Source organism: Silanimonas sp. (genome assembly GCF_044377035.1).
Classification (GTDB): Bacteria; Pseudomonadota; Gammaproteobacteria; order Xanthomonadales; family Xanthomonadaceae; genus Silanimonas.
Genome location: NZ_JBILJW010000003.1, coordinates 32040 through 56687 on the forward strand (window position 1 = coordinate 32040; position 24648 = coordinate 56687).

A 24648-nucleotide genomic window follows, 5' to 3' on the forward strand; every position below is an offset into this window, starting at 1 on the left:
TGTCGGCATTGTTCGCCGGCGCACACCGCTACCAGAGCCTCAACGGCCTCGAGGACGAGGAATCGCCGCCGGAGCCGCCGCCGGAAACTCCGCCGCCGGAGCCCGCGGACGAGGCAACGGCCAGCGCCGACGCGTCATCTCCTCCGCCCACACCCGCGCGCAGTTTCGTGGCGTGGGCAAGGGCGAAGCCCAAGGCCCCGGGTGCGGCCGAGGCGCCCGCCGCGTGGGTGCCGCGAGGAACATCGCCTTCAGCCGATCCGTCGAGCGCTGCGCCAGAGGGCGCCGAGCCCGAGCGCGGCGAACAGGAGCAGCGCCGCCCAGGCGGCGGGCCGCTGCCGTAGTTCGCGCACGCTGGGTTTGGGCGTCGGCAGGGCCGCGATGTCCGTCGCGCCGATCAGCCGCTCCTCGAACACGAACGGATAGAACGCGACGCGCAGTTCGTCGTGGAAGCGGCGTGCCGCCCGTTGTCGCGCCGCGTCGCCCTCGATGCCCTGGTCGCTGAGGCCGTCGAACAGGTTCTGCAGCGCAACCGTCGGCAGCAGCCATCCGAGTGCATCGCGCGCGCGCTGGCGATCGCGCTTCGCGGCCCTTGCGTCGATGAGCAAGGGCTCGACGCGCCAATCGGCCACCGCGTGGAAGGCGAAGTACCACTTCCAATGGAAACGTCCGGTCACCGGCGGCGTGCCGCGCCACTCGGGGTGGTGGGCGAAGAAGGCCTCGAAGGTCTCGTCCTTCGGTCGGTCCCAGGCCCCGTTGACCGCGTCGCGGTGGGCGAGGGCGATGGCGCTTCCGGGCACCGCCGGTGCCAGTCGATCGAGCACGAGGCCGCCGAGCGCGGGCAGCACGAGCGCGGCGAGTGCCCACAGCGCGACGAGGCGCGCCGCCACGGCGTCGCTGCCACCGCGCAGGCGCAGCGCGAGCGCGGCGCAGAGGCCGATCCAGCCGAGCGCGTAGAGCGTGGCACCGCCCATCACGCCGAGGCTAAAGGCCAGGGAGGCATCCATCGCCAGCAGCGCGACGAGGATCGGCCCCAGCACCGGCACGAGCACGACCAGGCTGCGCACCACCACGCGCTTCAACCAGAAGGACCGGGGTGACGCGACGAGCGCCGCAAGCAGGCCATCGCGCCGCGCTTCGCGTTCTTCCGCGGCCAACGGCGCGAACACCGCCACCGCGAGCAAGGGCAACAGCACGGCCACGACGAAGGCGGCGTCGAAGGTGCCAGCGGCTCGCGCGGCAGGATTGCCGCCGGTGCCATCGTGCACTTGGCCTTGCAGGCCCAGCAGGCGGAGGCGCTGCACGGCAGGTTGGGCGAGGGTGTCGCCGAGGTTGAACCAGGCGCCGGGCGTGACCGGGTGCGGCACGGCGAACAGGGTGCCGTAGCCGAACAGGCCTGCATCAAGCGGTGCGTCGCTCGCCTTGGCGCGGGCATCGTCCAGCGCCCGGGCATCGAAGGCCAAGGCCTCGTGCATCGTCGCGTCGACGTGGCGGACCTGCGCAATGCCCGCCAGCAGCGCCAGCGTGGTGACCAAGGCTGCGGCGAGGGCCGCGGCGATGAGCAGGGGCGAACGCAGCAGCAGTCGCAATTCCAGGTTCATGCGCGACGCTCCAGTCCACGCCCGAGCCACCCCAGGGCCACGAGTCCGAGCAGCAGCCAGGCGCCGACCGGCGCCACGGTCGCGGCCAGCGAGGGCGCTGCTCTGCGGAGCGCGGGCAGCGCGATGTCGGCGCGGGGGATGTCGGCCCATTGCGAGGCGTCGAGCTTCTGGTCGCGATCGTTCAATGCGGCGATGCGGGTGGCGTGCAGCTGGTTCAGGGCCTGTACCGTGGCGAAGCGGCGGCGCTCGGCCTGGTCGAGGAAATCGCGGTGATGCGCGAGGTCGGTGCCGGCGAAAGCCTGCGACAGCGAGCGGATCGCCAGCGTCGGGACGATCCAGCCGAACGCGGACGCGCGGTCTGCCTGGGCCTGCCACGCGTCGCGCTGGCGATCGACCTCCGCGGCGATGGCCGCCGTCGTCAGGCGTTCGCCTTCGAGCATCACCAGGCCGCCGAAGTTCACCGGCAGGTCCTCCACGCGGGAGACGCCGTACTCGTCGAGCACGCGCTGGCGGAACGCGGCGAAGTGCGCGCTGTTGGGGTCGTGCGCGTCGCCGATCTTGGCGAGGGCCATGGCGATGCGCTGCTCGACCTCGGCCTGCGTCGGTGCGGGCACGCTGAGCTCGGCCCAGCTTGCGACCGCGCGCGGTGCGACGGCCACCAGCGCGAACCACGCGACGACGCCAGCGAGCAGGGCGCCCAAGACGCTGCGCGCGAGGGAGGACACGAGCACCGTGCCGAGGGCGGCCAGCCCCAGCACGGCGGTGAAGCTGGCACCGAGGCCGGCCGCTCGCGCGGCCAGTGCAGGCTGCGTCGTGGCCGCCCACAGCAGCGCGAGGAAGGCGGGCAGCGCCATCAGTAGTCCGAAAGCCCACAGAGCCGCGGCCTTGCCGAACAACAGTTCAGCGCCGCGCGCGCCGCCGATTAGGCTGGTCGCGAGTACGCCGCTCTGGCGTTCGCCGGCCAGCGATGCGGCCCCGGCCAGCAGCATCAGCAGGGGCAGCCATTGCTGCACGACCAAGGAGGGCGAGAGATCACCCAGCCTGAGCAGGCCACCGGAGAGGGCGGCGTCGCTGAAGTTGGCGGTGTTCTGCCGATGCCCTTCGAGGAACACGCTGCGGCCGACCTGCGATTCGATGCCCCAGTCGATGCGCGACAGCGGGCCCGGCGTCTTGAAGACGAAGTCACCGGCGTGCACGACGCGATGCGGATGCCGGTCGGGTTGCGCGTTCCAGTCGCGATCGGCGCGGGCAGCGTAATCGCCCTGCCGCTCCGCGGTCTGCCCTTCGCGCACCAGCCCGAGCCCCAGCGACAGCAGCAGGAGGCTGGCACCGAGCAGGCCCAGCGTGCGAGCCAGCCGTTCGCGCAGCAGCCGGCGCAGTTCATTGCCGGCGATCGACGCCGCGCGGTGCAGCGCGCTCATGGCGTGAGGTCCGCCCGGCGCGCGTAGAGGGTGCGCAGGGCCGCGGCATCGGCCCCGAGCGCGGCAAGGTCCGAGCCCTCGCGCAGCACCCGCCCTTTCGCCAGGAAGACGTAGCGATCGGCGATGGCGCTCGTGGCTTCGAGGTCATGGCTGACCATCAGGATCGCCCGCCCGGCATCGCGCAGCCGCGAGAGCAGGGCGGCCAGTTGGTCGGTGGCTTCCGGGTCGAGGCCCGAGGCCGGTTCGTCGAGCAGCAGCAGCGGCGCTTCGCGCAGCAGGGCCAGCGCGATCAGCAGCTTCTGCCGCATGCCTTTCGAGTAGAGCGCCGCGCGCTTGCGCCACGCGGCTTCCGGCAGATCGACCTCCCGCAGGGCGAGGGCGAGCCCCGCCTCGTCCGGGCGCCGGCCGGCGAGACCGAGCAGGTAACGGAGATTCTCCAACCCGTCGAGGTGCGGGTAGACCGCGACGTTCTCCGGCACGTAGGCGAGCATCGCGCGGGCGGCCACCGGATCGACCGACGGGGCGAGGCCGAACACGCTGACCTGGCCCGACTGCGGGGGCAGCAGGCCCAGCAACACCTTCAGCAGGGTCGACTTGCCGGCGCCATTGCCGCCGAGCACGGCCAGCAGTTCGCCGGCCTGCAGGCGCAAGGACACGTCCTGCAGGACGGGCTCGCCGCCGTAGCCGGCGACGAGGCCACGCACGTCGAGTGCCGGTGGGCGAGGCATCAGGTCGATCACCGCCATGCTCAGAACTCGATGGTGGCCGAGAGCGTGGCGTTGCGGCCGTCGCCCGGCGAGTGGATGGTGTTGCTGCCGTCCTCGCTGAAGTCGAACACGTACTCGTGGAAGCGGTCGGTGAGGTTGTTGAGCTGCAGGGCGAGCACGCCCCAGCCGAAGCGCTGCTCGACGCTGGCGTGCAGCAGGGTGAAGCCACCGAACTGGCCACCGAGGTTGGCTTCGTTGACGAAATAGTCGCCCTGGTGGTCGAGATGCACGCGCGCCGTTAGCGTGTCGGTGGCGCGCAGGCTCAGGCCCAGCGACGCCGTGCGGTCGGGGATGCCGCGCAGTTCGTTGCCGATGAATGCGCGACGGTTCGACGCCGGGCGGACGATGGCGCTGTCGACGGTGGTGAGGTTGCCCCACAGCGTCCAGCGCTCGTCGATGCGCCAGTCGGCGGCGAAGTCCCAGCCCTTGCGGGCGGTCTCGCCAACGTTCTGTGCCGTGCCGTCGACGAGCACGAACTCGTCCTTCGCGGTCTGTTCCCAGTACGACAGGCGCAACTGTGCGCCCGTCGCAGGCTGCCACGTGCCGCCGATTTCCCAGCCGTCGTTGATCGAGACATCGCGGGCCCGGCGATTGCCCGCCGTGAACGCATCGGCAAACAGCGGGTGCTGGAAGCTGCGCCCGGCATTGGCAAAGAGCTGGGCGTCCTCGCCCAGCGCCACGAAGGCATTGAACTTCGGCTGCACGATCGTCCCGAAGTCGAGGATGTCCCGCGCCGACGGCACGCCCGCCGCGTTGAACTGCAGGTAGTCGCCGCCGATGCGGTCGGCGCGCAGCGCGACGTTCGCGCCCCAGCGGTCGTCGTCGCGGAAGCCGATCCGCGTCCACGCGCCCCAGTGGCTGAAGGTGAAATCCCGGTTGCGCAGCACGGCGGCGCTGTCGCGGACGCGCCGCTGGCCAAGGGTGCCGAAGCGCTGTTCGATGACGTCCTGCGTCTCCGCGTCCACGCCGCCATCCAGCGTCCAGTTCGGGTCGATGGCCCAGCGCGCCGACACGAGCAGGCCCTGCTGGTCCTGGTCGTCGAAGCGGTTCTGCAGCGCCTGCGCCGCGGAGAATCGCACCCAGCGTTCGCGCTCGAAATGGTTGATGTAGGCCTTGGCCGACCAGCTCAAGGCGTCGTTGATGCGCTGGTCGAAGTGCAGGCTGCCGTGCTGCACGTGCTTGTCGCCGCCGTCCTGGTTGGCATAGCTCGCCGACTGGCGCGGATTCGCCCGCGATTCCGCGAGCGTGAGGTAGCCCGGCGAGTCGCCGTCGTAGCGCGCCGTGCGGACGATGGCGCGCAGCGTGGTGTCGTCATTGATGGCGAGTGCCCAACGCCCGCCAAAGGCTCGCTTGTCGAGGTCCATACTGTCGCGATAGCCCTCCGTCTGCCGCCAGCCGATCGTGTAGCTGTGGGTCACCGGGCCGTCCTCGAATCCGGCGTAGGCCTGCAGCTCGCGGGCACCAAAGCTGCCGTAGGCCAGACGCAGTTCGCGCGCCACATCTTCGCGGGTCTGGATGCGCACGTTCCCGGCAATGGCGAGCAGGCCCACCGTGGGGTCGCTGGTGCCCTTGAACACCGTGATCGACTCGATGCCGGTCGGGAACAGCTGGTCCATCTCGCCGAAGCCGTTGTGCAGGTTCATCGGCACGCCGTCGATGAGCAGCTTCACGTGCGGGGTTTCGCCATCGCCGGAGAAGCCGCGGATGGCGATGTCCGAGTTCACCAGGCCCTGGTTGTAGCGGGCGATGTACAGGCCCGGGATCTTGTTGAACAGCGCGCTGGTGTCGTTGACGTTCTCGTAGCCGATCTCGCTGCGGCCGATGACGTCGAGCGAGCCCTGCAGGTCGAGTTCGGGCGTCTCGGTGGCTTCACCGATGACGACGACGGTGTCGAGACGGCGCGCTTCGTCCGCGGGGTTGGCGAGGGCGAGTGCAGGAATAGCTGCGGCGACGGCGAAAAACAGGGCGGAGCGGGTCGATTTCATTGGGAGTTCGTCCAGAAAAAAAGGCTCAAGGCCGCGTGGCGGTCTTTGGAAACGTGGGGTGGTGCGTTCGTCGTTGAGCGCGCGCAGCGCTAGGCAAGCTGCCGCTCGACCGCGTCGAGGTCCAAGTCCTGCGTCGCGACCTCGTCGACGATCCTCCCGGCGGTCAGGATCAGCCCGCGTCCGGGAAGCTCTCGCGCTCGCAGCAGGTCGTGCGTGGTCATCAGCACGGAGACGCCGGACCGGGCGATGTCGATCAAGATGGCATTAAGGGCCTTTGCCGACGGCACATCGAGCCCGGAGGTGGGCTCGTCGAGCAGCATCAGCGAGGCGCCTTTGCCCAAGCCCAGCGCGAGGGCCACTTTCTGCCGCATGCCTTTCGACAGAAGCGCCAGCCGACGTGAGCGCGCATCCGAGGGAAAGCCCACGCGATCCAGCAGCGACTCGACCACCGATGCTTGCGGCGGGGTCCCGTGCTGCACGGCGCCGAGCAGTCGAAGCGTTTCGCGCGCGCTGAGCTCGTCGTAGATCCCGACGGACTCCGGGATGAAGGCGATCCGCGGATCCACCGAGCGTCCGGGGACGACGGCCTGCCCGAAAACTTCGATGCGGCCCATCGACGGGCGGGCAAGGCCGAGCGCGCATTCCAGCGCGCTGGTCTTGCCGGCGCCGTTGCCGCCGAGCAGCACGGCGATTTCGCCAGCCGCGACCGAGAAGCTCAATCCCTGGAGAACGGCGTGGTCGCTATAGCGAAGATGGACATCGTTGAACGAAAGTGCAGCCTTCATCGTGACGCTCCGTCGGAAGGGGCGGCGTCGCCGTAAACCATCGCGTCCAGCGACGCGGGACTCAGCGGCGTGCAGCGCAGCAGCGCTTCAAGAACGCGCTGCCGGTACAAGTGATGGCGATCCGCCGCCTGGGCGAGGAACGTGACGTCTTGGCGGAGCGAGTGGCCCGCGGCGTCTTCGGCGGCGTTCCGCCAGACGCTGGCGGGTGACCAAGGCGCCGCGTCGGCGATGCTGCTCTCACGGCTGGAGAGCCACGCGCGCAGTGGGCGGTCGTAGTCAAAACGTGCGACGTAGTCGACAAGGACATCGCGGCGCCGCGAGGCGCACGCGGGTATCGACGTCAGTGGGCGCTCGAGCGCGAGTGCCAGACCGGCCGCGAGTGCGGTGTCATCATCCAGTCGATGGTCGTCCGCATCCGAGCGCTGGGCGTCGATCAGCGCCTGGAGGGCCGCGGCGCTGCTGCTATCGCTGTTCGACAGGCGGCTGTCGAGTCCCGGGAGGAGGACGATCAGCAGCGCCCATGTGGCCAGCAGCCCGACCGCCGCGCCGATCACGGTCCGCGCGGCGCCGATCACTGCCGCGGCGATGACGAGCCAAAGTCCGAGCCACGTTGCGGCGAGCGCAAGCCACTGACCAGTTCCCGCCGCGAACACCTCGCCGGGTGAGGCAAGAACCGCCGCTGGAACCAGCACGACGAGCATCGCGATCAACGCGACCAGCGTGCCGGCCACGGCGATACGCACTGCGAGCAGTTGACTCGCGGGCACGCGCAGTGCCGCGAGCGTCAGGCGCATCGAGCGTTCGCGCTCGCGGCTCATGCCGAGGCCAAGCAACCCACACAGGCCGAGCGGCATCACGGCCAACAGCCACATCGCCACGTCCAAGCGTCCGAAGCTCAGCATGCCTGGAGGCGCGAGCTCCGCCAGCCGTCCGTGCAGCATGATTTCGTTCAATGGGCGGCTGGTCAGGCGCGTGCCGCTCATCGCCCGTCCTGAGACGCCGGTGGCGAACCCGCTGAGAGGGCGCAGCGTTTTTTCCTGCCAGATCGGGAGATAGAAGCCCGCCACGTAGGGGTCGCGTGGATCCGGCACGAAGTCACCGTCGGCAGCGGTGTATGTGTCGACGTTGGTGGGCACGATCCGCCCTGCCGCCACCTCGTCGGCGGACGCACGGAACGTGGATGCGAGCGCCCGCGTAGCGTCGCGGTCCGAGGCTTGGGTGGACGCCAGCTGCCGCTGCCACTGCACCGACAGAGCGGCCGAAGCAGCGCCGAGCACGAGCAGCATCGCGAGGGCGGCAATCTGCAGCGGCGAGCGCCACAGTCGCGTCAGTTCGAGCCAGATCAGCGCGCGGCTCATGCGCGGTCTCCCCGCGGCTTGCCCTGTCGAAGCGCCGCCCAGACCGCCAGCGCGAAGAACATCAGGATGACCGCAAAGGGCGCTACGGCGGAGGCTCGCGCGCCGTGGCCCGACGCCGGCAAGCCCGGTGCCGCCGCAAGTGAGCGGAAGACGTCGCGTCGCGCGGCCGTCTCCCAGTCGCCGGTGCGGGTGTTTTTCGCCATGTCGAGGTTCAAGGTGCGCACCCAGTCGCGACGGTAAGTCTCGACGGCGTCGGAGTACGCCTGCAGATGCCGCCGGTCGGTGCCCGCGAGCGCCGTCCCCAGCCGCTCATGTGCGAGCAGCGGGCTTGCGACGCTGAACGCGTTGATCCATCGGTCCTGGACGTCCAACGTCTGCCGAAGTTGGGCGATCGCCTTGTCGTGGGCGCCGATTCGCGCCTCTTCGTCGGCCTGCATCAGCAGGCCGTCGGCATTGATCGGCAGATCCTCACGACGCTCGACGCCGTACTGCTTGAGCAGGTCGGCCATGAAGGCGGCATTCGCCGCAGATGCCCCGTGACCGTCCACGGCGTTCGTCAGCTGCGCTTTGAGCACCGCATCGAAATCGGCGCGCGACACCGGTGCGATCCGCTGCGCCAAGCTCGGGGCGAGCAGGGGAAGGATGAAGGCCAGCACTGCCCATCCCAGCAGCGCGAGCGGTAGTGCGCCTGCGCGACGGCCAGCGAGCTCGCCCAGCCACAGGCCCGCGGCCGCAGCGGTTGTCCACAGCAGCGCTGTGGCCGCACACCACGTGAGCATGGCGAGGAACGGCCCCTGCAGAAGCAGCGTCGTGACCGCCACCGGCAGCAGCACGGCCAGCGCCAGCAGCGCCAGCATCAGCAGTCGCGCCGCGGCCAACGGACGCCGCGACGTCGTGCCGGCGGCAGGGAGGCGTATACCGGCACGAGCATCGCGGCCCGCGATGGTGACGCCGAGGATGAGGAATAGCAGAGTGCCAACGCTGCGGGCCAACAGGCCGGGCGACAGCGTCGGCGACGTGGATGCGCCCGCGAGATCGCGCGGCGCGAGGGTCTCCGGATTACGACGGTGGCCTTCAAGGAAGACCACGCGACCGACGTGTTCACTGACCCCTGGTTCAAGGGCCTGCAGCGGCGCCGGCGGGCGAAACACCCACAGTCCGAAATGGACGGCGGTGTGCGCGTTCTTGAGATGCTGCTCGTGCCACGCGGTCAGCATCGCTTCGCGCTTGGTTTCGATGGACTGACGTTCGCGATCGAGGCGCCGCTGCTCGACGGCGAAGGTGCCGGCGAGCAGGGCGGCCAGCAGCACCAGAATCGCTCCGACCGCACTGCGATGCAACAGCAGCCGACTTTCCAATCGCAGCAGCGCCGCAATTCGGTTCATGTCAGAGGCTTCGCGTGAGGCCGAGGAAGACTTGGCGCGGCGGCTGCGGGAACAGCGAGAACAGGTTGCTCACGTAGTCGCGTTCGTCCGTGACGTTGCTGATGGTCAGCGTCGCGCGCCAGTCGTTCCAGCCGTAGTCGAGGCCAAGGTCGAGGCGGGTGCTCTCCGGCACGCGGATGGAGTTCGGCAGCGTGGCTTCGTGCGCGCTTGCATGCACGATGCCGGCGGACGCGATCAGGCCTTCGATGCCGGACAGCCGGTAGCGCGCGAACATCGAGCCCGAATGCTTCGGCGCCGCCGCCAGCGACTGCCCGAAGTTCGGATCGCTCTTCTCCTCGACGCGCGTGCGCGTATAGGCGTAGGTCGCGATTAGCTCCACGCGCTCGCCAAGCCGGCCGGTGAGGTCGATTTCCGCACCCCGGCTGCTCTGCTCACCGGCGGCGACCGACTGCGCGAATTCAGTGATGTCGGGGATCACCACGTTGCTGCGCAGGATATCGAACGCCGCGACGGTCAGCACGGCGCGGTCGTCGGCAAGGCTCTGCCGCAGCCCGACCTCGACCTGGCGCACCTGGTCGGCCGGGAAAACGTCGCCGTCGCGGTCCAGCGCGAAGTTCGGCGAGAAGCTGGTGGCCCAGTTCGCGAACAGCGTGCTGTCCTCCGAGAGCGCCCAGCTCAAGCCGAGGCGCGGCGAGGACTCGCTGTCATCAACCTGAGAGCCGCTGCCGTTGAACTCGCCGCGGTTGGTCTGTCGGTCGTGGCGTAGCCCGGCGAGCACGGTGAGACGCTCGTTCCAGCGGCTGTACGCCTGCGCATACACGGCCTCACCGTCGTAAGCACTGAAGCCGGCGAACTGCGGTTCCAGTGGCCCGATGATCCCGGGCAGCACGGTGTTCGTCAGAAGGTCGAGCGCCGGCAGCGTGCGGCCCGATGCGTCGTAGTCGTAGCGGTTCTGGAAGCGCTCGAAGCCGAACAGCAGCACCGTTTCATCACCCACCTCATCCGTGCGCCAGATCAGGTCGGACTGGAGGGTATGGCGAGTGATCTGCTGCGGGCCTTCGAAGGTCGAACGATCCAGCGTTCGGCCGTCATCGCGAAGCGAAACGCCCATTCGCGAATCGCCGATGTCGATGTCGTATTCACTGCCCATTCCGGCGAATCGCCAGTCCAGCTGATCGGTCAGTGCAATCGTGCTTTCGAATCCCAGGCTCCGGTAGCGCTCGTCGGTCTGCCTGCTGTCCCCCGCGAACACCGTGCGTGAGAGGGGCAGTGCGAAGGTGATCGGCGCAGCTGGCAGGCCCTCGTCGAAGGTGTAGCTCCGATCCATCAGGCTCGTGTCAATCCGGAGCGTGCCGCGCTCACCGAGGTCGAGTTCGATAGACGGCGACACCACTTGCTTGTCCGACGTGGTGTTGTCCCGGAACGAGCCGGCGTCCTCCGCCGCTGCCGTCAGGCGATAGCGCAACGCTTCGCTGCCCAAGGGACCGCCCAGGTCGATGTCGAAGCGGCGGAACGCGTCGCTGCCGAGCAGCAGCCGTGCGTCCCCCGCGAAGGTGTCCAGCGGACGCTTTGTGATGATGTTGACGTTGCCGGCGAACGCGCCGGTGCCGCCGTACAGGCTGCCGATCGGGCCCTTCAGCACCTCGATGCGTTCGACGTTCGACAGGTCACCCGGGTTGTCGCTGGTACGCACGCCGTTCTGCAGCGTTTCGTAGTTGGCGAAGAACCCGCGGATCACGTAGCCCGTGCTGGTGCCGAAGCCCGGCAGCGGCTGTACGCCCGAGACGAAGCGCGTCACGTCCTGCGGGAGCGTAGCCTGCGTTGCGTCCATGAGCTCCTGCGGAATGATGCGGATGGTGTTCGGCAACGAATCGGTGTCGACGGGAAAGCGCGTTCCCGTCGAGCTTTGTCTCGCGCGAAGGCCGTCGGTGTCCGAGAAGGCATCGCCAACCACGATGAGGGTATCGAGGACGACCGGGTCATCCGTCTGCCGTGCCGATGACTCTGCCGGAGCTCCTGACGCGACAGCGGTGGTCTGTGGCGACGCGACGACGCTGGACGCCATGGCGAGGGCGATGCCTGCGGCGAGAGTGCGGGTGGTCGTTTTTGTGACGACCTTCTTCGTGGTTGGGGTGTTCATGGGCAGGTCCGAAGCGAGGGGAGATTGGGGGCTGGTTGGCATGCTCAGTCCTCCGCTCCGCCCATCCGCCAGCGCGGGAAGGGGTCCGGCAGGCCCTGCCAGCCGGCGGGGCCGAGGCGCATTTCGCGGTCGGTGAGCAGGCAGGCGTCGAGCTCTTCGCGGACGCGCTTTTCGTCGAGGCCGACGCCGATCACCGCGAGCTCCTGGCGGCGGTCGCCCCAAGCCGGGTCCCACAGCTTCTTCATCGCGGCGTATTCGTTCTCGTCGTGGACGAGGTGCGCTTCCGGCAGCGGGGCGGTGACGCGTTCGCCGGTGCGCAGCTTCTCGCCAACGCGGCGCTGGTCGACGCGGTCGCGGGCGGCGAACCAGAAGCCGGCGGCCTCGTGCTGCGTCGCGCCGCCGACGGTGGAGAGTTCTCCCACCCAGTCCATGCGCGTGGCCAGCCAGAAAAAGCCCTTGCTGCGGATCACGCCGCCGAGGCCTTGATGGATCAGCCGGAAGAAGCGCTGCGGGTGGAAGGGCCGGCGTGCGCGGTAGACGAAGCTGGTGATGCCGTATTCCTCGGTTTCCGGCGTGTGCTCGCCCCTGAGCTCCTTCATCCAGCCGGGCGCCAGCTGGGCCTTCACGAAGTCGAAGCGGCCAGTGCCGAGCACGCGGTCAAGTGCCACCGCGGAATGCGTGGTCTCGACGATTTCGGCGTCGCGGTTCAGCGCGCGGATCACCTGCTTCACCTGCTGCGTCGTGTCGGCGCCGGCGCGGTCGGTCTTGTTGACGAGGATGACGTCGGCGAACTCGACCTGTTCGGCCAGCAGGTTCACGAGCCCGCGCTGGTCGTCGGGGCCGGCGACCATGCCGCGGTCGGCGAGGCGGTCGGGCGAGCAGAAGTCGCGGGTGAAAGTCTCCGCGTCGACCACGGTCACCATGGTGTCGAGGCGGGCCACGTCCGAGAGTGCGAATCCGTCTTCGCCGCGCACCGCGAAGGTGGCCGCGACGGGCATCGGTTCGCCGATACCCGTGGATTCGATCAGCAGGTAGTCGAAGCGGTTCTCGGCGGCGAGGCGCTTCACTTCGTCGCGCAGGTCGTCGCGCAGCGTGCAGCAGATGCAGCCGTTGCTGAACTCGACGAGCTTCTCCTCGGTGCGCGAGAGCTCGGCCCCGCCGTCGCGGACCAGTTGGGCGTCGATGTTCACTTCGCTCATGTCGTTGACGATCACGGCGACGCGCTTGCCCTCGCGGTTGCGGAGCACGTGGTTGAGCAGGGTGGTCTTGCCGGCGCCGAGGAAGCCGGAGAGGACAGTGACGGGAAGACGGGGGTCCATGGACGGGTATGCGATGTTATAAAGTAACAGTCTATCATGCCTTCGGGGCCGTGCCCCGATGCCCATTCGACCGAGAGCCCCCATGATCCCCAGCACCTATGCCGCCTGGCGCCGCTGCATCGAGCACGATTGCGGCCTCCCCTTGACCCGTGACTTCGTTGCGGCGCGGCTCGCCGATCTCCGTGATCCGGCCTCGCACCACACGCAGCAGTTCGTGCGTCACTACGGCGGCGAGCACCATGCCCGGGTCGTCGCGTGGTTCGAACAGGCCGGTCGAGATGCCGCCTGACGGAGGACGTCCGACCGAAGTGGCGTTTGGAGAAAGCGCGGCCGTCCTTCGCCGGTTGGCGTCCGAGCCCATCGCGTCTGCCTGCTGGCGCCGGACGCTGGCGCCGGACGTCGTCGACGAGGTGCGCTCGCTGCGCCACGGGCCGGCGGTCCGCCGCGTGGTTCCCGTTGACGACCGTCGCGCCGATGCGGCCGTTCTTGCCGCCCTCGAGGCTTGGGCGGAGCCGTTCCCGCAAGCCTTGGCGCGTGATCTTCGGCAGCTGTTGGCCTTGCACGCGCTGCTGTGCCCCGGCGTGGCCCGTCGGCTTCGGTTCGAGCGCCTCGTCGATGATGGCTGCCGGCGCTTCCATGCCGACCACGTCAGCTCCCGCTTGATTTGCACGTACGCCGGGCCGGGAACGGAGTGCCTGCCCGCCTCGGCCATCGATCCGCAGCGGCCGGCGGACGGCAGCAATGATCACGTGCTCGAACCGGACGCCGTCTGGCGTTGCACGGCGGGATGGGTGCTGCTGATGCGAGGGACGCTCGGCGATGGGCCCGCGCAGTTCCACCGCTCGCCGCCGCGCGATCCGGCCGGCCCACGACTCCTGGCCGCCATCGACGGATGAACGCCGGACTCGAGGGTTGGGGATGGTGGGGGGCGACGCTCGTCGGCTGTGCCCTCGTGGCTTCGATGGCGCTGGTGGGGCCACTGTTGCTGCGCAGCGCGGCGCAACGGCAGCGCTGGATCCCGCCCCTGATCGCCCTCGCCATCGGGGTGCTCGCTGGCGACGCGCTGCTGCACCTGTTGCCTCATGCCGTCGATGCGATGGGACTGGCGCCCACGGTGATGCTCGCCGCAGCCGGCGTTGGGCTGTTCGCGACGCTGCGCCGCCTGCTTCCTTCGGCCGGTCGTCCAGCGGGCACGGCCGCGGTGTCGCTCGGTGGTGACGCCCTGCACAACCTTGGCGACGGCGCGCTGATCGCGCTGGCGTTCGCAACCTCGCCGGTACTCGGCATCGCGACCGTCATCGCCATCCTCGCGCACGAACTGCCGCAGGAACTCGGCGACTACGCGATCTTGGTGGATGCCGGTTACAGCCCGCGCGAGGCCTCGCGGGCGAACCTCGGCAGCGCGGCCAGCGTGTTCGTCGGCGCCTTGGCCGGCCTCGTGGCCGGACCGGCGGCGGAGCCCGCGTTGCAATGGCTGTCGCCCGTCGCGGCCGGTGGTTTCCTCTACCTCGCACTGTTCGCCCTGTTGCCCGGGCTGCGCCGCCATCCCGCCCAAGGGGCGCGCTGGTGGCGCCTGCGCGCGCTGCCTGTGGCCATGGGCCTGGGCGCGATGGCCGGCCTTGCCGTCGCGGAAACGCGCGCGGGCCTCGACCATGGCCATGTGCACGGCATCAATGCGCCCGCCGAAGCACCGCGCAACTTCGCGCCCTGGCTACGCGGCTGAGGGAGGCCCTCGCTAGAGTGGGGAGATTGCCCCATTGCCGAGGTTCACGATGCTGCGTCGATGGCTGCGCCGCTTGTTGAAGGGATTCGCCGTGCTCGCGCTCGTGGTGCTGGTCGCCGCGGGTGGCCTCGTGGCCTGGGCGTGGGCGCCGGACCAACGGGCTGAGGCGCTGATGGCGCGATGGGGCACGCCGCCTTCGCGCATCGAGCCCATCCTCGGCCTGCCGCTACACCTTCGCGATGAGGGCCCGCGCGACGATCCGACGCCGATCGTGCTGCTGCATGGCACCGGGGACTCGCTGCACACCTGGCAGGGTTGGACCGAAGCGCTCGCACCGACGCGCCGCGTGATCCGCTACGACCTGCCCGGCTTCGGCCTGACGGGCCCGGACCCGGACCACGATTACTCGATGAAGCGGCAGGTCGATGTGCTGATGGCCGTGCTGGATCGCCTCGGCGTCGAGCGCGCGATCGTGGGCGGCAACTCCTACGGCGGCGGCATCGCCTGGCAGGCCGCGCTGGCGCACCCGGAGCGCGTCGTCGGCCTCGTGCTGGTGGATGCCTCGGGCGCGCCGGCCCCCGACACGGCGGCCTCGGCCGCCACTGCGCCGCGCTCGGTGCCGATCGGTTTCCGCCTCGCGCGGATGTCCTGGGCGGCCCCGGTGCTGGAACGCGTGCTGCCGCGCTCGGTGATCGAATCCAGCCTCCGCAACGTCTACGGCGATCCGTCGAAGGTGACGCCCGAACTCGTCGACCGCTACTTCGACCTCGCCACGCGCGAAGGCAATCGCGCGGCCCTGATGTCGCGCTTCGGCGGTCGTCGCGAGCCCGCCAGCACGAAGCCGGTGTCGGCGATCACGCAGCCCACGCTGATCCTCTGGGGCGCGCGCGACCGGCTGATCCCGCTCGCGGCGGGTGAGCGTTTCCACGACGCGATCCCGGGCAGCGAGCTCGTGGTGTTCGACGACCTCGGCCACGTGCCGCAGGAAGAAGACCCGGCGCGCACCGTGGCGGCGCTGCAGGCGTTCCTCGCGTCGGAGTGAGCGGGCGGGTAGGCTTCCGCCTCCCCCGGCCCCCCGTCCGACCATGACCCGTCTCCACGTTCCGGTGCGCGCATGAGCCCGCGCCACCTGCTCATCCTCGTCGCCTTCGAGGGCTTCGCTTCACTGGCCTTCGAAGTCATCGCGCTGCGCCGCATCGTTCCGTATGTCGGCAGTTCGATCACCGTCACCGCGCCCACCATCGCCATCTTCCTCGCGGCCCTGGCGCTCGGTTACTTCGCTGCCTCGCGGGTGAAGGTCGACTACGAGCGCACCGTGCTGCGGAACTTCATCGTCGCGGCACTGGTGGGCGGCTGCCTGTTGTCGGAGCGCGCCGCCGCGCTGGTCTTCGGCCTGATTCCTTCGCCGGTGGTGGCGTTGCCCGTCTATCTGCTCGCCGCAATGGCACCGCCGGCCTACTTCCTCGCGCAGACGGTGCCGGTGCTCTCCAACATCCTCGGCAAGGCGCGCGTGGGCGAAGCCGGTGGCCTGGCCTTGGCGTGGTCGACCTTCGGCTCGGTGTTCGGCGCGCTCGGGCTGTCGCTGGTGGTGATGCAGTGGCTCGGCGTCAGCGCCGCCGTGCTGATCACCTCGCTGGGGCTGCTGGTGGCGGCCAGCTGGGCCGCGATTCGCATGCAGCAGCGGCGCATGCTGGCCTTCATCGCGGCCTGCGCCGTGCCCATCATCGGGATGAACACGCTGCCGCGGCTGGGCGTGGCCGAAACGGCCTACGCCGATTACGCCGTCCAGTCCGTACCGCCGCCCGAGGGCGGCCGCTGGCCCGCGCGCGCCTTCATGGTGAACAACCAGTACGCCTCCCTGCTCGACGCCAGCGAGCCGCCGAAGCGCTGGCCTTACCTCGATTACATCGCCACGCAGATCCAGGACGTCCACGCCTTGCGGGGTCGCCAGGTGCTGGTGTTGGGCGCGGGGGGCTTCGGCCTCTCCATCGGCGATGACACCAACGCGTACACCTACGTCGACATCGACCCGAAGATCCGTGAGATCGCCGAGCGGCATTTCCTCGGTACGCCGGAGCAGCCCGGCGCGATCCAGGGCCGTTTCATCGCCGATGATGCGCGCCGCTACGTGCTGAGTACCGACGACCGCTACGACGCCATCGTCGTCGACGCCTTCTCCTCGCACTTCAACGTGCCACCGCAGCTCGTCACCGTCGAGTTCTGGGCCTCGCTGCGTCCGCGCTTGAACGCGGACGGCGTCGTCTTCATCAACCTGATCGCCGATGCGACGCTGCGCGACGCCTACGCGCGCAACGCGATCGCCAGCGTCGAGGCCGGGCTCGGCCGCTGCGCCGTGCACGTGGTGCATCCGCGCGAGGCCCTCTCGAACCTCGTGCTCACCTGCCGTCCCGGTGACGCACCGCCGCCGCCGGAGCGGCCCTACACCGACGACCGGAACGCCGTGGATTGGGAGCGGCGCTTGCACGGGGGCTGAGCAGCAGCCCCACATCTAGTGTTGACGGACGTGGTGGACCCCCATAGGCTGGGGTTGTCGGTTCCTGGGTTCGCGCCCGGGATGAAAAGGGAACCCGGTGCGATTCCGGGGCTGCCCCGCAGCGGTATGTGGAAACGACCGCCGTCAATGCACTGGGGGACTCATCGCCCGGGAAGCGACGGCCAGTAGGTGGACGGTGGCCCCGTCCGTGTCCGCGAGCCCGAAGACCTGCCGACCCGCCGCGCGAAGCACAACGCGCGGCGTGCGGTGATCCGGGCCCGGCGATGGGCCTGTCGCCCGCGGGGGCGACGCCGGCAAGCTCCACGGCGCAGCCACGCCGTGCCGTTCGCCGTCGTCGTGCCTGCGCGTCGTCCCCGAGGGAGGGGCGGCGGCCCGTGCTCCACGACGGAGAACCACCGATGAGCACTTCCTCCGCGACGGCCCTCGCCGTCGATGGCGAGCGCCTGCGCGCCGCCGAAACCTTCGACCTTCGCCCGCCCCACCACGCGCCGGCCATGACCGTCACCAAGCGCGACGGCCGCCGCGAGCCGGTCGACCTCACCAAGATCGTCCGCGCCATCCAGCGCTGCGCGGAGGGATTGCACGCCGTCGATCCGATGCGCGTCGCGACACGCACGATCTCCGGCCTCTACGACGGTGCCAGCACCCGCGAGCTCGACGAGCTGTCGATCCGCACCGCCGCGCTGCTCACGGCGGAAGAGCCTGAATACGGCCGCCTCGCCGCGCGCCTGCTGGCGGCGGTCATCGAGAAGGAGGTGGCCGGGCAGGGCATCCACGCCTTCTCGCAGAGCGTGCAGCGGGGCGCCGAGCTTGGCTTGGTCAACGAGCGCCTGCTCGGGTTCGTGCAGGCGAACGCGCGCAAGTTGAACGATGCGGCCGACCGCACGCATGACGCGCGCTTCGACTACTTCGGCCTGCGCACGGTCTACGATCGCTACCTGCTGCGCCACCCGGAAACGCGGCTCGTCATCGAGACGCCGCAGCAGTTCTTCCTGCGCATCGCCGCGGCGCTGGCCACCGGCGTGCCCGAGGCGGTCGAGCTGTACGGCCGCATGGCGCGCCTCGAATACCTGCCCAGCTCGCCGACGCTGTTCAACAGCGGCACGCGCCACGAGCAGCTTTCCAGCTGCTTCCTGCTCGATTCGCCCGAGGACTCGCTGGAAGGCATCTACAAGGCCTACACCGACGTTGCGCGGCTGTCGAAGTTCGCCGGCGGCATTGGCCTGTCGTTCACGCGAATCCGCTCGCGCGGCGCGCTGATCCGCGGCACCAATGGCCTCTCGAACGGCATCGTCGCCTGGCTGAAGACGCTGGACGCCTCGGTGGCCGCGGTGAACCAGGGCGGCAAGCGCAAGGGCGCGGCCTGCGTGTACCTCGAGACCTGGCACGCCGACGTCGAGGAATTCCTCGAACTCCGCGACAACACCGGCGACGAGGCCCGGCGCACGCACAACCTCAACCTTGCGCACTGGGTGCCCGACCTCTTCATGCGCCGCGTCGAGGCCGACCAGCCCTGGTCGCTGTTCAACCCCAGCGACGTCCCCGAGCTCACCGATCTCCACGGCGCGGACTTCGAACTCGCCTATCAGAGCGCCGAAGCGCGCGGCCTCGCGCGAAAGCAGGTGCGGGCCCGCGACCTCTACGCGCGGATGATGCGCACGCTGGCCCAGACCGGGAACGGCTGGATGAACTTCAAAGACCGCGCCAACGCCACCTGCAACCAGGCGGCGCGCGCCGGCAACGTGGTGCACCTGTCGAACCTGTGCACGGAGATCCTCGAGGTGACGTCCGCGCAGCACACCGCGGTGTGCAACCTCGGTTCGATCAACCTCGCCCAGCACCTCGGCGAGGATGGCGTCGATTTCGAGCGCTTGGGCGAGACCGTCCGCGCCGCGGTGCGCCAGCTCGACCGCGTCATCGACCTCAACTTCTATCCCGTCACCGAGGCCGCGGCCTCGAACGCGCGCTGGCGCCCGGTGGGTCTCGGCCTGATGGGCCTGCAGGACGTGTTCTTTGCCCTGCGCCTACCCTTCGACAGCGTGGAGGCAAAGGCGCTTTCGACGCGGATCAGCGCCGAGATCTACTTCCATGCGCTGTCGGCCAGCTGCGAGCTCGCCGAAGCGCAGGGCGCGCATCCGGCGTATCCCGACACGCATGCCGCCGATGGCCGCCTGCAGTTCGACCTCTGGGGCGTAACGCCCCCTGATGAGCTGCGCTGGGAGGCCTTGAAGGCGCGAATCGCCCGCCACGGCCTGCGCAACTCGCTGCTGGTGGCGATCGCGCCGACGGCGACGATCGCTTCGATCGCCGGTTGCTACGAGTGCATCGAGCCGCAGGTCAGCAACCTGTTCAAGCGCGAGACGCTTTCGGGCGACTTCCTGCAGGTGAATCGCCACCTCGTCGAGGAGCTGAAGCGCCTTGGCCTGTGGACTTCGGAAGTGCGCGACCGCATCAAGCAGGCGGAAGGCTCCATCGCCGGGATCACCGAGATCCCGGAAGCCCTGCGCCAGATCTACCGCACCGCCTGGGAGCTGCCGATGCGCGCGCTGGTCGACCTGCAGGCCGCGCGCGGCCCGTACATCGACCAGAGCGCCTCGCTGAACCTGTTCATGGAGAGCCCGAGCATCGGTGCGCTCAGCTCGATGTACATGTACGCGTGGAAGCAGGGCCTGAAGACCACCTACTACCTGCGCTCGCGCCCGGCCACGAAGATCGCCAAGACCACCGTCGCGGCCCGCGCCGCCGCCGCACCCGACGACACCGCGGCCGTCGTGTGCTCGCTCGAGAACCCCGGAAGCTGCGAGGCCTGCCAGTGAGCGCCGCCATGACCCCGAAACTCCTCGACCCGGGCTTCGACCTGACCCTGCGGCCGATGCGCTACCCGCAGTTCTTCGCGATGTACCGCGACGCCATCCGCAACACCTGGACGGTGGAGGAGGTCGACTTCGCGCCCGACGTGCAGGACCTCGCCACCAAGCTTGGGCCGGCGGAGCGCCACCTGATCCAGCGGCTGGTGGCTTTCTTCGCCACCGGCGATTCGATCGTGGCGAACAACCTGGTGCTGAACCTCTACAAGCACATCAACGCGCCGGAAGCGCGCATGTACCTCTCGCGCCAGCTCTACGAGGAAGCGCTGCACGTGCAGTTCTACCTGACGCTGCTCGACGCCTACCTGCCCGATCCGGCGGAGCGCGCGAAGGCCTTCGCGGCCGTGGAGAGCATCCCGAGCATCCAGGCCAAGGCGGCGTTCTGCTTCCGCTGGATCGATTCGATCCAGTCGCTGGAACGCCTCGACACGCCGGCCGACCGCCGGCGCTTCCTGCTCAACCTCGCCTGCTTCGCCGCCTGCATCGAAGGGCTGTTTTTCTTCGCGGCCTTCGCCTACGTCTACTACCTGCGCTCGCGCGGCCTGCTGCACGGCCTCGCCTCGGGCACCAACTGGGTGTTCCGCGACGAGAGCGCCCACATGGCCTTCGCCATGGCGGTGCTGGAGACGGCGCGCGAGGAAGAACCGGCGCTGTGCGATGCCGAGTGGGCCGCCGACGTCGACCGCATGCTCGACGAAGCCGTCGCGGTCGAGCTGGCCTTCGCCGAGGACGTACTGGCCGGCGGCATGGCCGGGCTCTCGTTGAAGGACATGCGCGAGTACCTCGACTACGTGGCCGACCAGCGCCGCGTGCAGCTCGGGCTGAAGGCCAAGACCGGGGCGCGCAACCCGTTCCCTTTCATGGACCTGCAGGACGTGCAGGAGCTGACCAACTTCTTCGAGCGCCGGGTCAGCGCCTACCAGGTGGGCGTGGAGGGCGAGGTGGCCTTCGACGAGGCGTTCTGACGGGAGGCGCGGCGATCAGCGCGACGCTCAGAGCCGGAGGTCGCGCCGTGGCGGCATGGCCGACGCGTCCTCCTCCATGAGCCAGCCGCGCCGGAAGCCGCGTGCCAGCCACATCAATGTGGCGATCCAGGCCACGAGGATCAGGGCGGTAAAGGCGAGCAAGGGCCAAGGCATCGGCAGGGGCCTGCGAAGGGCGACACCTAATACTGTCCGCTGCGCGTCGTCCCGGCCATGTGACCGATCGACGCAGGGGAAGCGCTGCGACAAACGGTCGCATCCCCTTGGCTCGCGGGCTTGGCCATCATGCGCGCCCTCGTTCTTGGCCCGACGCCCTCATGCGCGCTCCTCTTCCCCTCGCCATCGCTTTGGCCCTCGCCGCTCCGGCGGCCCATGCCGCCGCCGCGACGCCCGCCTCCGCGTCCACGTCGCCAGACGCCACGCGCCTCGATACCGTCGAGGTCACCGCCGCCGCCCCGACGCGCCTCGAACGGCGTGCCAAGGCCGGTTCGCGCCTCGATCTCGCGGTGGGCGAAACGCCGGCCTCGGTCGACGTGATCGACCAGGACGCGCTGCGCCAGCGCCTCGAGAGCACGACGGTGGAAGCGCTCGACAACGCGCCCGGCGTGGTCGGCTACTACAGCTTCGGCACGCTCAACGTGAGCGGCCGCGGTTTTGCCGGCGTGTTCAATAGCCCGGTGATGTTCGACGGCATCCGCTACCCCGGCTGGCAGATCGCGCCGCGCGCCACGCTGAACTACGCGCAGGTCGAAGTGCTACGCGGGCCGGCGGGCCTGTCGGCCGGGCAGGGCGCGGTGGGCGGCGCCATCAACCTCGTGCCGCAGCGCGCCGATGGCGTGGCGGACACGCGGGCCTACGCCGGCTTCGGCCGCTACGGCACCTGGACGCTGGGCGCCGGCCACGGCGGGGCGATCGGCGACGGTGCGGCGCGCTACCGCGTCGATGCCACCTACCAGGCCTCGGACGAGCGCGGCTCCTACGGCTATGCGCGGGACACCTCCTTCCTGTTCCGCCACGTCACGGCCGAGGTCGCCGTGCCGCTGGGCGAGACCCTGCTGGCCAGCCTCGCCATCGACCGCTGGCGCGACGATGCCGAGGGCTACTTCGGCACGCCGCTGGTGGACGGCCGCTTCGACGAGCGCCTGCGCGAGGCCAACTTCAACATCGTCGACGACGTCCTCGACATGGACGCCCGCTGGACGCGCGCGCGCCTCGAATGGACGCCGTCCAGCGCGTTCCGTGGTCGCCTCGTGGCCTTCCACAATGACGAGCTGCGGCGCTGGCGCAACACCGAGGCCTACACCTACCAGCCCGCCAACGCCACGGTGCGCCGGGCGGACTACCTCGCCACCACGCACGACCAGGCCCTGCGCGGCGCGCTGGCCGAAGGCGCGTGGACGCACACGCTGTTCGGCCTGCCGCACCAGCTCGCGTTCGGCGTTCAGACCGACCGCAACGACCACGACCGCGCCAGCAACAGCCCGTTCCGCTTCACCGACGCCGTGCCGCTGTTCCCGGCGAGCCGCGGTGCCTTCGTCAGCCTCGATCCGTTCCTGCCGCGCACGGCGACCGACATCGAGCAGCGCGCCGGCTGGCTCGAAAGCCGCCTCGACGTCGCGCCGGGCTGGCGCGTGATCAGCGGCTGGCGCCACGACCGCACCGACGTCGAATCGCTGAACGTCGTTTCCGGCGTGCGCTTCGACCGCCGCTACGTCAGCAACGGCGCGCGCCTCGGCGTCACCCGCGCGCTGGGCGTGGACGGCATGGTCTACGCCAGCTGGGCCAGCGGGTCGGAGCCGCCGGCGCAGATCACCACGCTGGGCCTGGCCAACGCGCGCTTCGACCTGACCGACGCCCGCCAGTGGGAGCTCGGCCTGAAGCAGCGCCTGGGCCGCGGTGACTGGACGCTGGCGCTCTACGACATCGAGCGCACCAACATCCTGTCGCGCGACCCCGCCGACCCGAACCTGTTCCAGCAGATCGGCGCGCAGGGTGCGCGCGGCCTCGAGGTGTCGGTGCGCCTGCCGCTCGCCGAGGCCTGGACCCTGGAAGGCAGCGCCGCCGTGCTCGATGCCGCCTTCGGACGCTTCGACGAGCGCGTGGGCACGGCCCTGATCAGCCGTCGCGGCAACGTGCCGGTGAACGTGCCGGAGCGCCTCGCCACCACGTGGCTGCGCTGGCAGGCGACGGACGCCTTCAGCCTGGCCGCCGGCTTGCGTGCCGTCGGCCGCCGCCCGGCGAACACCGCCAACACGCAGTGGCTCGCCGGCTACGCCACGCTGGACCTCAACGCGAACTGGCGCACGGGCTGGGGCGATGTCGGCCTGCGCGTGCGCAACGTGGCCGACAAGGCCTACGCCACCACCGCCTACAATGCCGGCAACCAGGTGATGGTCGGAGAGCCGCGATGGTTCGAGGTGGTGTGGCAGCGTCGCTTCTGAGCCGGGCCAGGCGTCCACGTCACGCGAGCGGCCTGATGGTGTTCGCGTCGCTGGCGGCATTGGCCGGCTGTGGCGCCGCGCCCGGCGAGCCGTCGGCATCGCCCGCGGCGGACGCCGTGGCCGCGCCGACGCTCGACGTGCAGCGTTTGGCCTTCGCGCTGGATCGTCCTGCGGCGCAGCCGAGCGTTGTGGCCGATGCCGCGAAGGCGCGCTTCGTGCTGAGCTGGCAGGAGCGCGATGCCGAGGGCTGTGCGGTGCTGCGCACGGCCGTGCTGCCCGCGGGCGGCGAAATCGGTGAAGTGCGCGACGTCGCACGAGGCTGCGACTGGTTCGTCAACTGGGCGGATTTCCCCTCCGTCGTGATCGCCGACAACGGCGACTGGTGGACCTACTACCTGCAGAAGAGCGGCGCATCGACCTACGCCTACGACATCCGGCTCGTCCGCTCCGAGGACGAAGGCCGTACGTGGAGCGCCCCCATCACCCCGCACGACGACCGCACGCCCACCGAGCACGGCTTCGTCTCGATGGTGCCGATGGGTGGCGACCGTGTGTTGCTGGCATGGCTCGACGGGCGCAACACCCTGCCGCCGGCGCCGGCGGCAGGGCACGACGCGCATGGCGCCGCGAGCGGCGGCCACGCCCACGCGGAAGGCCCGATGAGCCTGCGCTCGGCCGAGATCGGCCGGGATTTCGTGCTGCGCCATGAACAGGAGGTCGATGGGCGGGTCTGTTCCTGCTGCCCGACCGACCTCGTGCGCCGCGATGACGAGGCCCTGCTGGTGTATCGCGATCGCAGCGAGGACGAGATCCGCGACGTGCATGCGGCGAGCTATCGCGACGGTCGCTGGCGCCTCGAGGGCGCGGTCCGCACCGACGGTTGGCGCATCGAGGCCTGCCCGGTCAACGGTCCGGCACTCGCCGCGCGCGGCGAGGCGGTGGTCTCGGTCTGGCCGACGATGGCCAGCGGCCCCTTGGAAGTGAAAGCGGCGGCGATCAGCGGCGCGCTCGGTGCGCGCGTGCTCGAGGGCGGCGAGGGCGTGCTCGGCCGCCCCGACCTCGCCGCGTGGGGCGACACGGCCTGGTTGACGGTCTGGTTGGGGGCTGGCGCCGAGCGGGCCACGGCGCTGCGCGCGGCCGTGCTCGACGCCGACCTGCAGCCCACCGTGACGCGCGACCTCGCCCTGCTGCCGCCCGGCCGCGGCACCGGCATGCCGCGTGTGGCCAGCCTCGGCCGCGAAGCCATCGTCGTCTGGACCGAACCCAAAGGCACGGAAGGGCCCGACGCTCGCGTCGGCACCGTGCAGGTGCGTCGACTGCGTCCCTGACTGCGACATTCGGTCGCATGGGCCCCTTGGGCG

Annotated in this window: 19 protein-coding genes and 1 riboswitch; of the genes, 9 read left to right on the forward strand and 10 right to left on the reverse strand. The window is 70.1% G+C overall.

Going from position 1 to position 24648, the window contains the following annotated elements; all coding sequences use genetic code 11:
• Positions 1-248 precede the first annotated feature (248 nt).
• The 9 genes from ACIQ6S_RS02220 to ACIQ6S_RS02260 all read right to left on the reverse strand — a co-directional run bounded on the left by ACIQ6S_RS02220 (position 249) and on the right by ACIQ6S_RS02260 (position 12758).
• A complete protein-coding gene (locus ACIQ6S_RS02220) occupies positions 249-1598 on the reverse strand; it encodes a DUF3526 domain-containing protein (RefSeq protein ID WP_397606919.1) in 1350 nt (449 codons plus the stop codon).
• Positions 1595-3019 (reverse strand): ABC transporter permease, encoded by a 1425-nt coding sequence (locus ACIQ6S_RS02225; RefSeq protein ID WP_397606920.1) that lies wholly within the window; start codon positions 3017-3019, stop codon positions 1595-1597. Before ACIQ6S_RS02225 ends, ACIQ6S_RS02220 begins: the two co-directional genes overlap by 4 nt.
• A complete protein-coding gene (locus ACIQ6S_RS02230) occupies positions 3016-3765 on the reverse strand; it encodes an ATP-binding cassette domain-containing protein (protein ID WP_397606921.1) in 750 nt (249 codons plus the stop codon). The genes ACIQ6S_RS02225 and ACIQ6S_RS02230 overlap by 4 nt, the downstream gene beginning before the upstream one ends.
• 2 nt (positions 3766-3767) lie before the next feature.
• A complete protein-coding gene (locus tag ACIQ6S_RS02235; RefSeq protein WP_397606922.1) occupies positions 3768-5771 on the reverse strand; it encodes a TonB-dependent receptor in 2004 nt (667 codons plus the stop codon).
• A gap of 89 nt (positions 5772-5860) precedes the next feature.
• Positions 5861-6556 carry an ABC transporter ATP-binding protein gene (locus ACIQ6S_RS02240; RefSeq protein ID WP_397606923.1) on the reverse strand — a complete coding sequence of 232 codons (696 nt, stop codon included), beginning with the start codon at positions 6554-6556 and terminating at the stop codon, positions 5861-5863.
• Positions 6553-7914 (reverse strand): hypothetical protein, encoded by a 1362-nt coding sequence (locus ACIQ6S_RS02245; RefSeq protein ID WP_397606924.1) that lies wholly within the window; start codon positions 7912-7914, stop codon positions 6553-6555. Before ACIQ6S_RS02245 ends, ACIQ6S_RS02240 begins: the two co-directional genes overlap by 4 nt.
• A complete protein-coding gene (locus ACIQ6S_RS02250) occupies positions 7911-9299 on the reverse strand; it encodes a DUF3526 domain-containing protein (protein WP_397606925.1) in 1389 nt (462 codons plus the stop codon). The genes ACIQ6S_RS02245 and ACIQ6S_RS02250 overlap by 4 nt, the downstream gene beginning before the upstream one ends.
• 1 nt (position 9300) lies before the next feature.
• Complete coding sequence (locus ACIQ6S_RS02255; protein ID WP_397606926.1) at positions 9301-11439, reverse strand: TonB-dependent siderophore receptor; 2139 nt, start codon at positions 11437-11439, stop codon at positions 9301-9303.
• A gap of 44 nt (positions 11440-11483) precedes the next feature.
• Positions 11484-12758: a GTP-binding protein gene (locus ACIQ6S_RS02260; protein ID WP_397606927.1), complete on the reverse strand. Its 1275-nt coding sequence runs from the start codon at positions 12756-12758 to the stop codon at positions 11484-11486.
• Positions 12759-12840: 82 nt separating this feature from the next.
• On the opposite strand from ACIQ6S_RS02260, the gene ACIQ6S_RS02265 reads away from it, so the two are divergent.
• The 7 genes from ACIQ6S_RS02265 (at position 12841) to ACIQ6S_RS02295 (ending at position 20828) form a co-directional block, all read left to right on the forward strand.
• Positions 12841-13047 (forward strand): hypothetical protein, encoded by a 207-nt coding sequence (locus tag ACIQ6S_RS02265; protein WP_397606928.1) that lies wholly within the window; start codon positions 12841-12843, stop codon positions 13045-13047.
• Complete coding sequence (locus ACIQ6S_RS02270) at positions 13037-13654, forward strand: DUF1826 domain-containing protein (RefSeq protein ID WP_397606929.1); 618 nt, start codon at positions 13037-13039, stop codon at positions 13652-13654. The genes ACIQ6S_RS02265 and ACIQ6S_RS02270 overlap by 11 nt, the downstream gene beginning before the upstream one ends.
• Positions 13651-14481, forward strand: a complete 831-nt coding sequence (locus ACIQ6S_RS02275) for a ZIP family metal transporter (RefSeq protein WP_397606930.1) — start codon at positions 13651-13653, stop codon at positions 14479-14481. The genes ACIQ6S_RS02270 and ACIQ6S_RS02275 overlap by 4 nt, the downstream gene beginning before the upstream one ends.
• Positions 14482-14530: 49 nt before the next feature.
• On the forward strand, positions 14531-15523 hold the full coding sequence (locus tag ACIQ6S_RS02280) for an alpha/beta fold hydrolase (protein ID WP_397606931.1): 993 nt from the start codon (positions 14531-14533) through the stop codon (positions 15521-15523).
• 72 nt (positions 15524-15595) lie between these two features.
• Entirely contained in the window at positions 15596-16975 is a 1380-nt protein-coding gene (locus ACIQ6S_RS02285; RefSeq protein WP_397606932.1) for a fused MFS/spermidine synthase, read from the forward strand.
• Between the two features lie 41 nt (positions 16976-17016).
• Positions 17017-17226, forward strand: a riboswitch (cobalamin riboswitch).
• A gap of 168 nt (positions 17227-17394) precedes the next feature.
• Positions 17395-19812: a ribonucleoside-diphosphate reductase subunit alpha gene (locus ACIQ6S_RS02290; RefSeq protein WP_397606933.1), complete on the forward strand. Its 2418-nt coding sequence runs from the start codon at positions 17395-17397 to the stop codon at positions 19810-19812.
• Between the two features lie 8 nt (positions 19813-19820).
• A complete protein-coding gene (locus tag ACIQ6S_RS02295; protein ID WP_297867015.1) occupies positions 19821-20828 on the forward strand; it encodes a ribonucleotide-diphosphate reductase subunit beta in 1008 nt (335 codons plus the stop codon).
• Between the two features lie 27 nt (positions 20829-20855).
• On the opposite strand, the gene ACIQ6S_RS02300 is transcribed toward ACIQ6S_RS02295, so the two are convergent.
• Positions 20856-21002, reverse strand: a complete 147-nt coding sequence (locus ACIQ6S_RS02300) for a hypothetical protein (RefSeq protein WP_397606934.1) — start codon at positions 21000-21002, stop codon at positions 20856-20858.
• 161 nt (positions 21003-21163) lie between these two features.
• On the opposite strand from ACIQ6S_RS02300, the gene ACIQ6S_RS02305 reads away from it, so the two are divergent.
• Positions 21164-23287, forward strand: coding sequence for a TonB-dependent receptor (locus ACIQ6S_RS02305; protein WP_397606935.1), 2124 nt, complete (start codon positions 21164-21166; stop codon positions 23285-23287).
• Positions 23288-23322: 35 nt separating this feature from the next.
• A complete protein-coding gene (locus ACIQ6S_RS02310) occupies positions 23323-24615 on the forward strand; it encodes a sialidase family protein (protein ID WP_397606936.1) in 1293 nt (430 codons plus the stop codon).
• Positions 24616-24648: the final 33 nt, after the last annotated feature.

Bases quoted from the DNA above. Each gene is read 5' to 3' on its own strand.
- ACIQ6S_RS02220 (WP_397606919.1), bottom strand. From the start codon at position 1,598: ATGAACCTGGAATTGCGACTGCTGCTGCGTTCGCCCCTGCTCATCGCC.
- ACIQ6S_RS02225 (WP_397606920.1), bottom strand. From the start codon at position 3,019: ATGAGCGCGCTGCACCGCGCGGCGTCGATCGCCGGCAATGAACTGCGC.
- ACIQ6S_RS02230 (WP_397606921.1), bottom strand. From the start codon at position 3,765: ATGGCGGTGATCGACCTGATGCCTCGCCCACCGGCACTCGACGTGCGT.
- ACIQ6S_RS02235 (WP_397606922.1), bottom strand. From the start codon at position 5,771: ATGAAATCGACCCGCTCCGCCCTGTTTTTCGCCGTCGCCGCAGCTATT.
- ACIQ6S_RS02240 (WP_397606923.1), bottom strand. From the start codon at position 6,556: ATGAAGGCTGCACTTTCGTTCAACGATGTCCATCTTCGCTATAGCGAC.
- ACIQ6S_RS02245 (WP_397606924.1), bottom strand. From the start codon at position 7,914: ATGAGCCGCGCGCTGATCTGGCTCGAACTGACGCGACTGTGGCGCTCG.
- ACIQ6S_RS02250 (WP_397606925.1), bottom strand. From the start codon at position 9,299: ATGAACCGAATTGCGGCGCTGCTGCGATTGGAAAGTCGGCTGCTGTTG.
- ACIQ6S_RS02255 (WP_397606926.1), bottom strand. From the start codon at position 11,439: ATGAACACCCCAACCACGAAGAAGGTCGTCACAAAAACGACCACCCGC.
- ACIQ6S_RS02260 (WP_397606927.1), bottom strand. From the start codon at position 12,758: ATGGACCCCCGTCTTCCCGTCACTGTCCTCTCCGGCTTCCTCGGCGCC.
- ACIQ6S_RS02265 (WP_397606928.1), top strand. From the start codon at position 12,841: ATGATCCCCAGCACCTATGCCGCCTGGCGCCGCTGCATCGAGCACGAT.
- ACIQ6S_RS02270 (WP_397606929.1), top strand. From the start codon at position 13,037: ATGCCGCCTGACGGAGGACGTCCGACCGAAGTGGCGTTTGGAGAAAGC.
- ACIQ6S_RS02275 (WP_397606930.1), top strand. From the start codon at position 13,651: ATGAACGCCGGACTCGAGGGTTGGGGATGGTGGGGGGCGACGCTCGTC.
- ACIQ6S_RS02280 (WP_397606931.1), top strand. From the start codon at position 14,531: ATGCTGCGTCGATGGCTGCGCCGCTTGTTGAAGGGATTCGCCGTGCTC.
- ACIQ6S_RS02285 (WP_397606932.1), top strand. From the start codon at position 15,596: ATGAGCCCGCGCCACCTGCTCATCCTCGTCGCCTTCGAGGGCTTCGCT.
- ACIQ6S_RS02290 (WP_397606933.1), top strand. From the start codon at position 17,395: ATGAGCACTTCCTCCGCGACGGCCCTCGCCGTCGATGGCGAGCGCCTG.
- ACIQ6S_RS02295 (WP_297867015.1), top strand. From the start codon at position 19,821: ATGACCCCGAAACTCCTCGACCCGGGCTTCGACCTGACCCTGCGGCCG.
- ACIQ6S_RS02300 (WP_397606934.1), bottom strand. From the start codon at position 21,002: ATGCCTTGGCCCTTGCTCGCCTTTACCGCCCTGATCCTCGTGGCCTGG.
- ACIQ6S_RS02305 (WP_397606935.1), top strand. From the start codon at position 21,164: ATGCGCGCTCCTCTTCCCCTCGCCATCGCTTTGGCCCTCGCCGCTCCG.
- ACIQ6S_RS02310 (WP_397606936.1), top strand. From the start codon at position 23,323: ATGGTGTTCGCGTCGCTGGCGGCATTGGCCGGCTGTGGCGCCGCGCCC.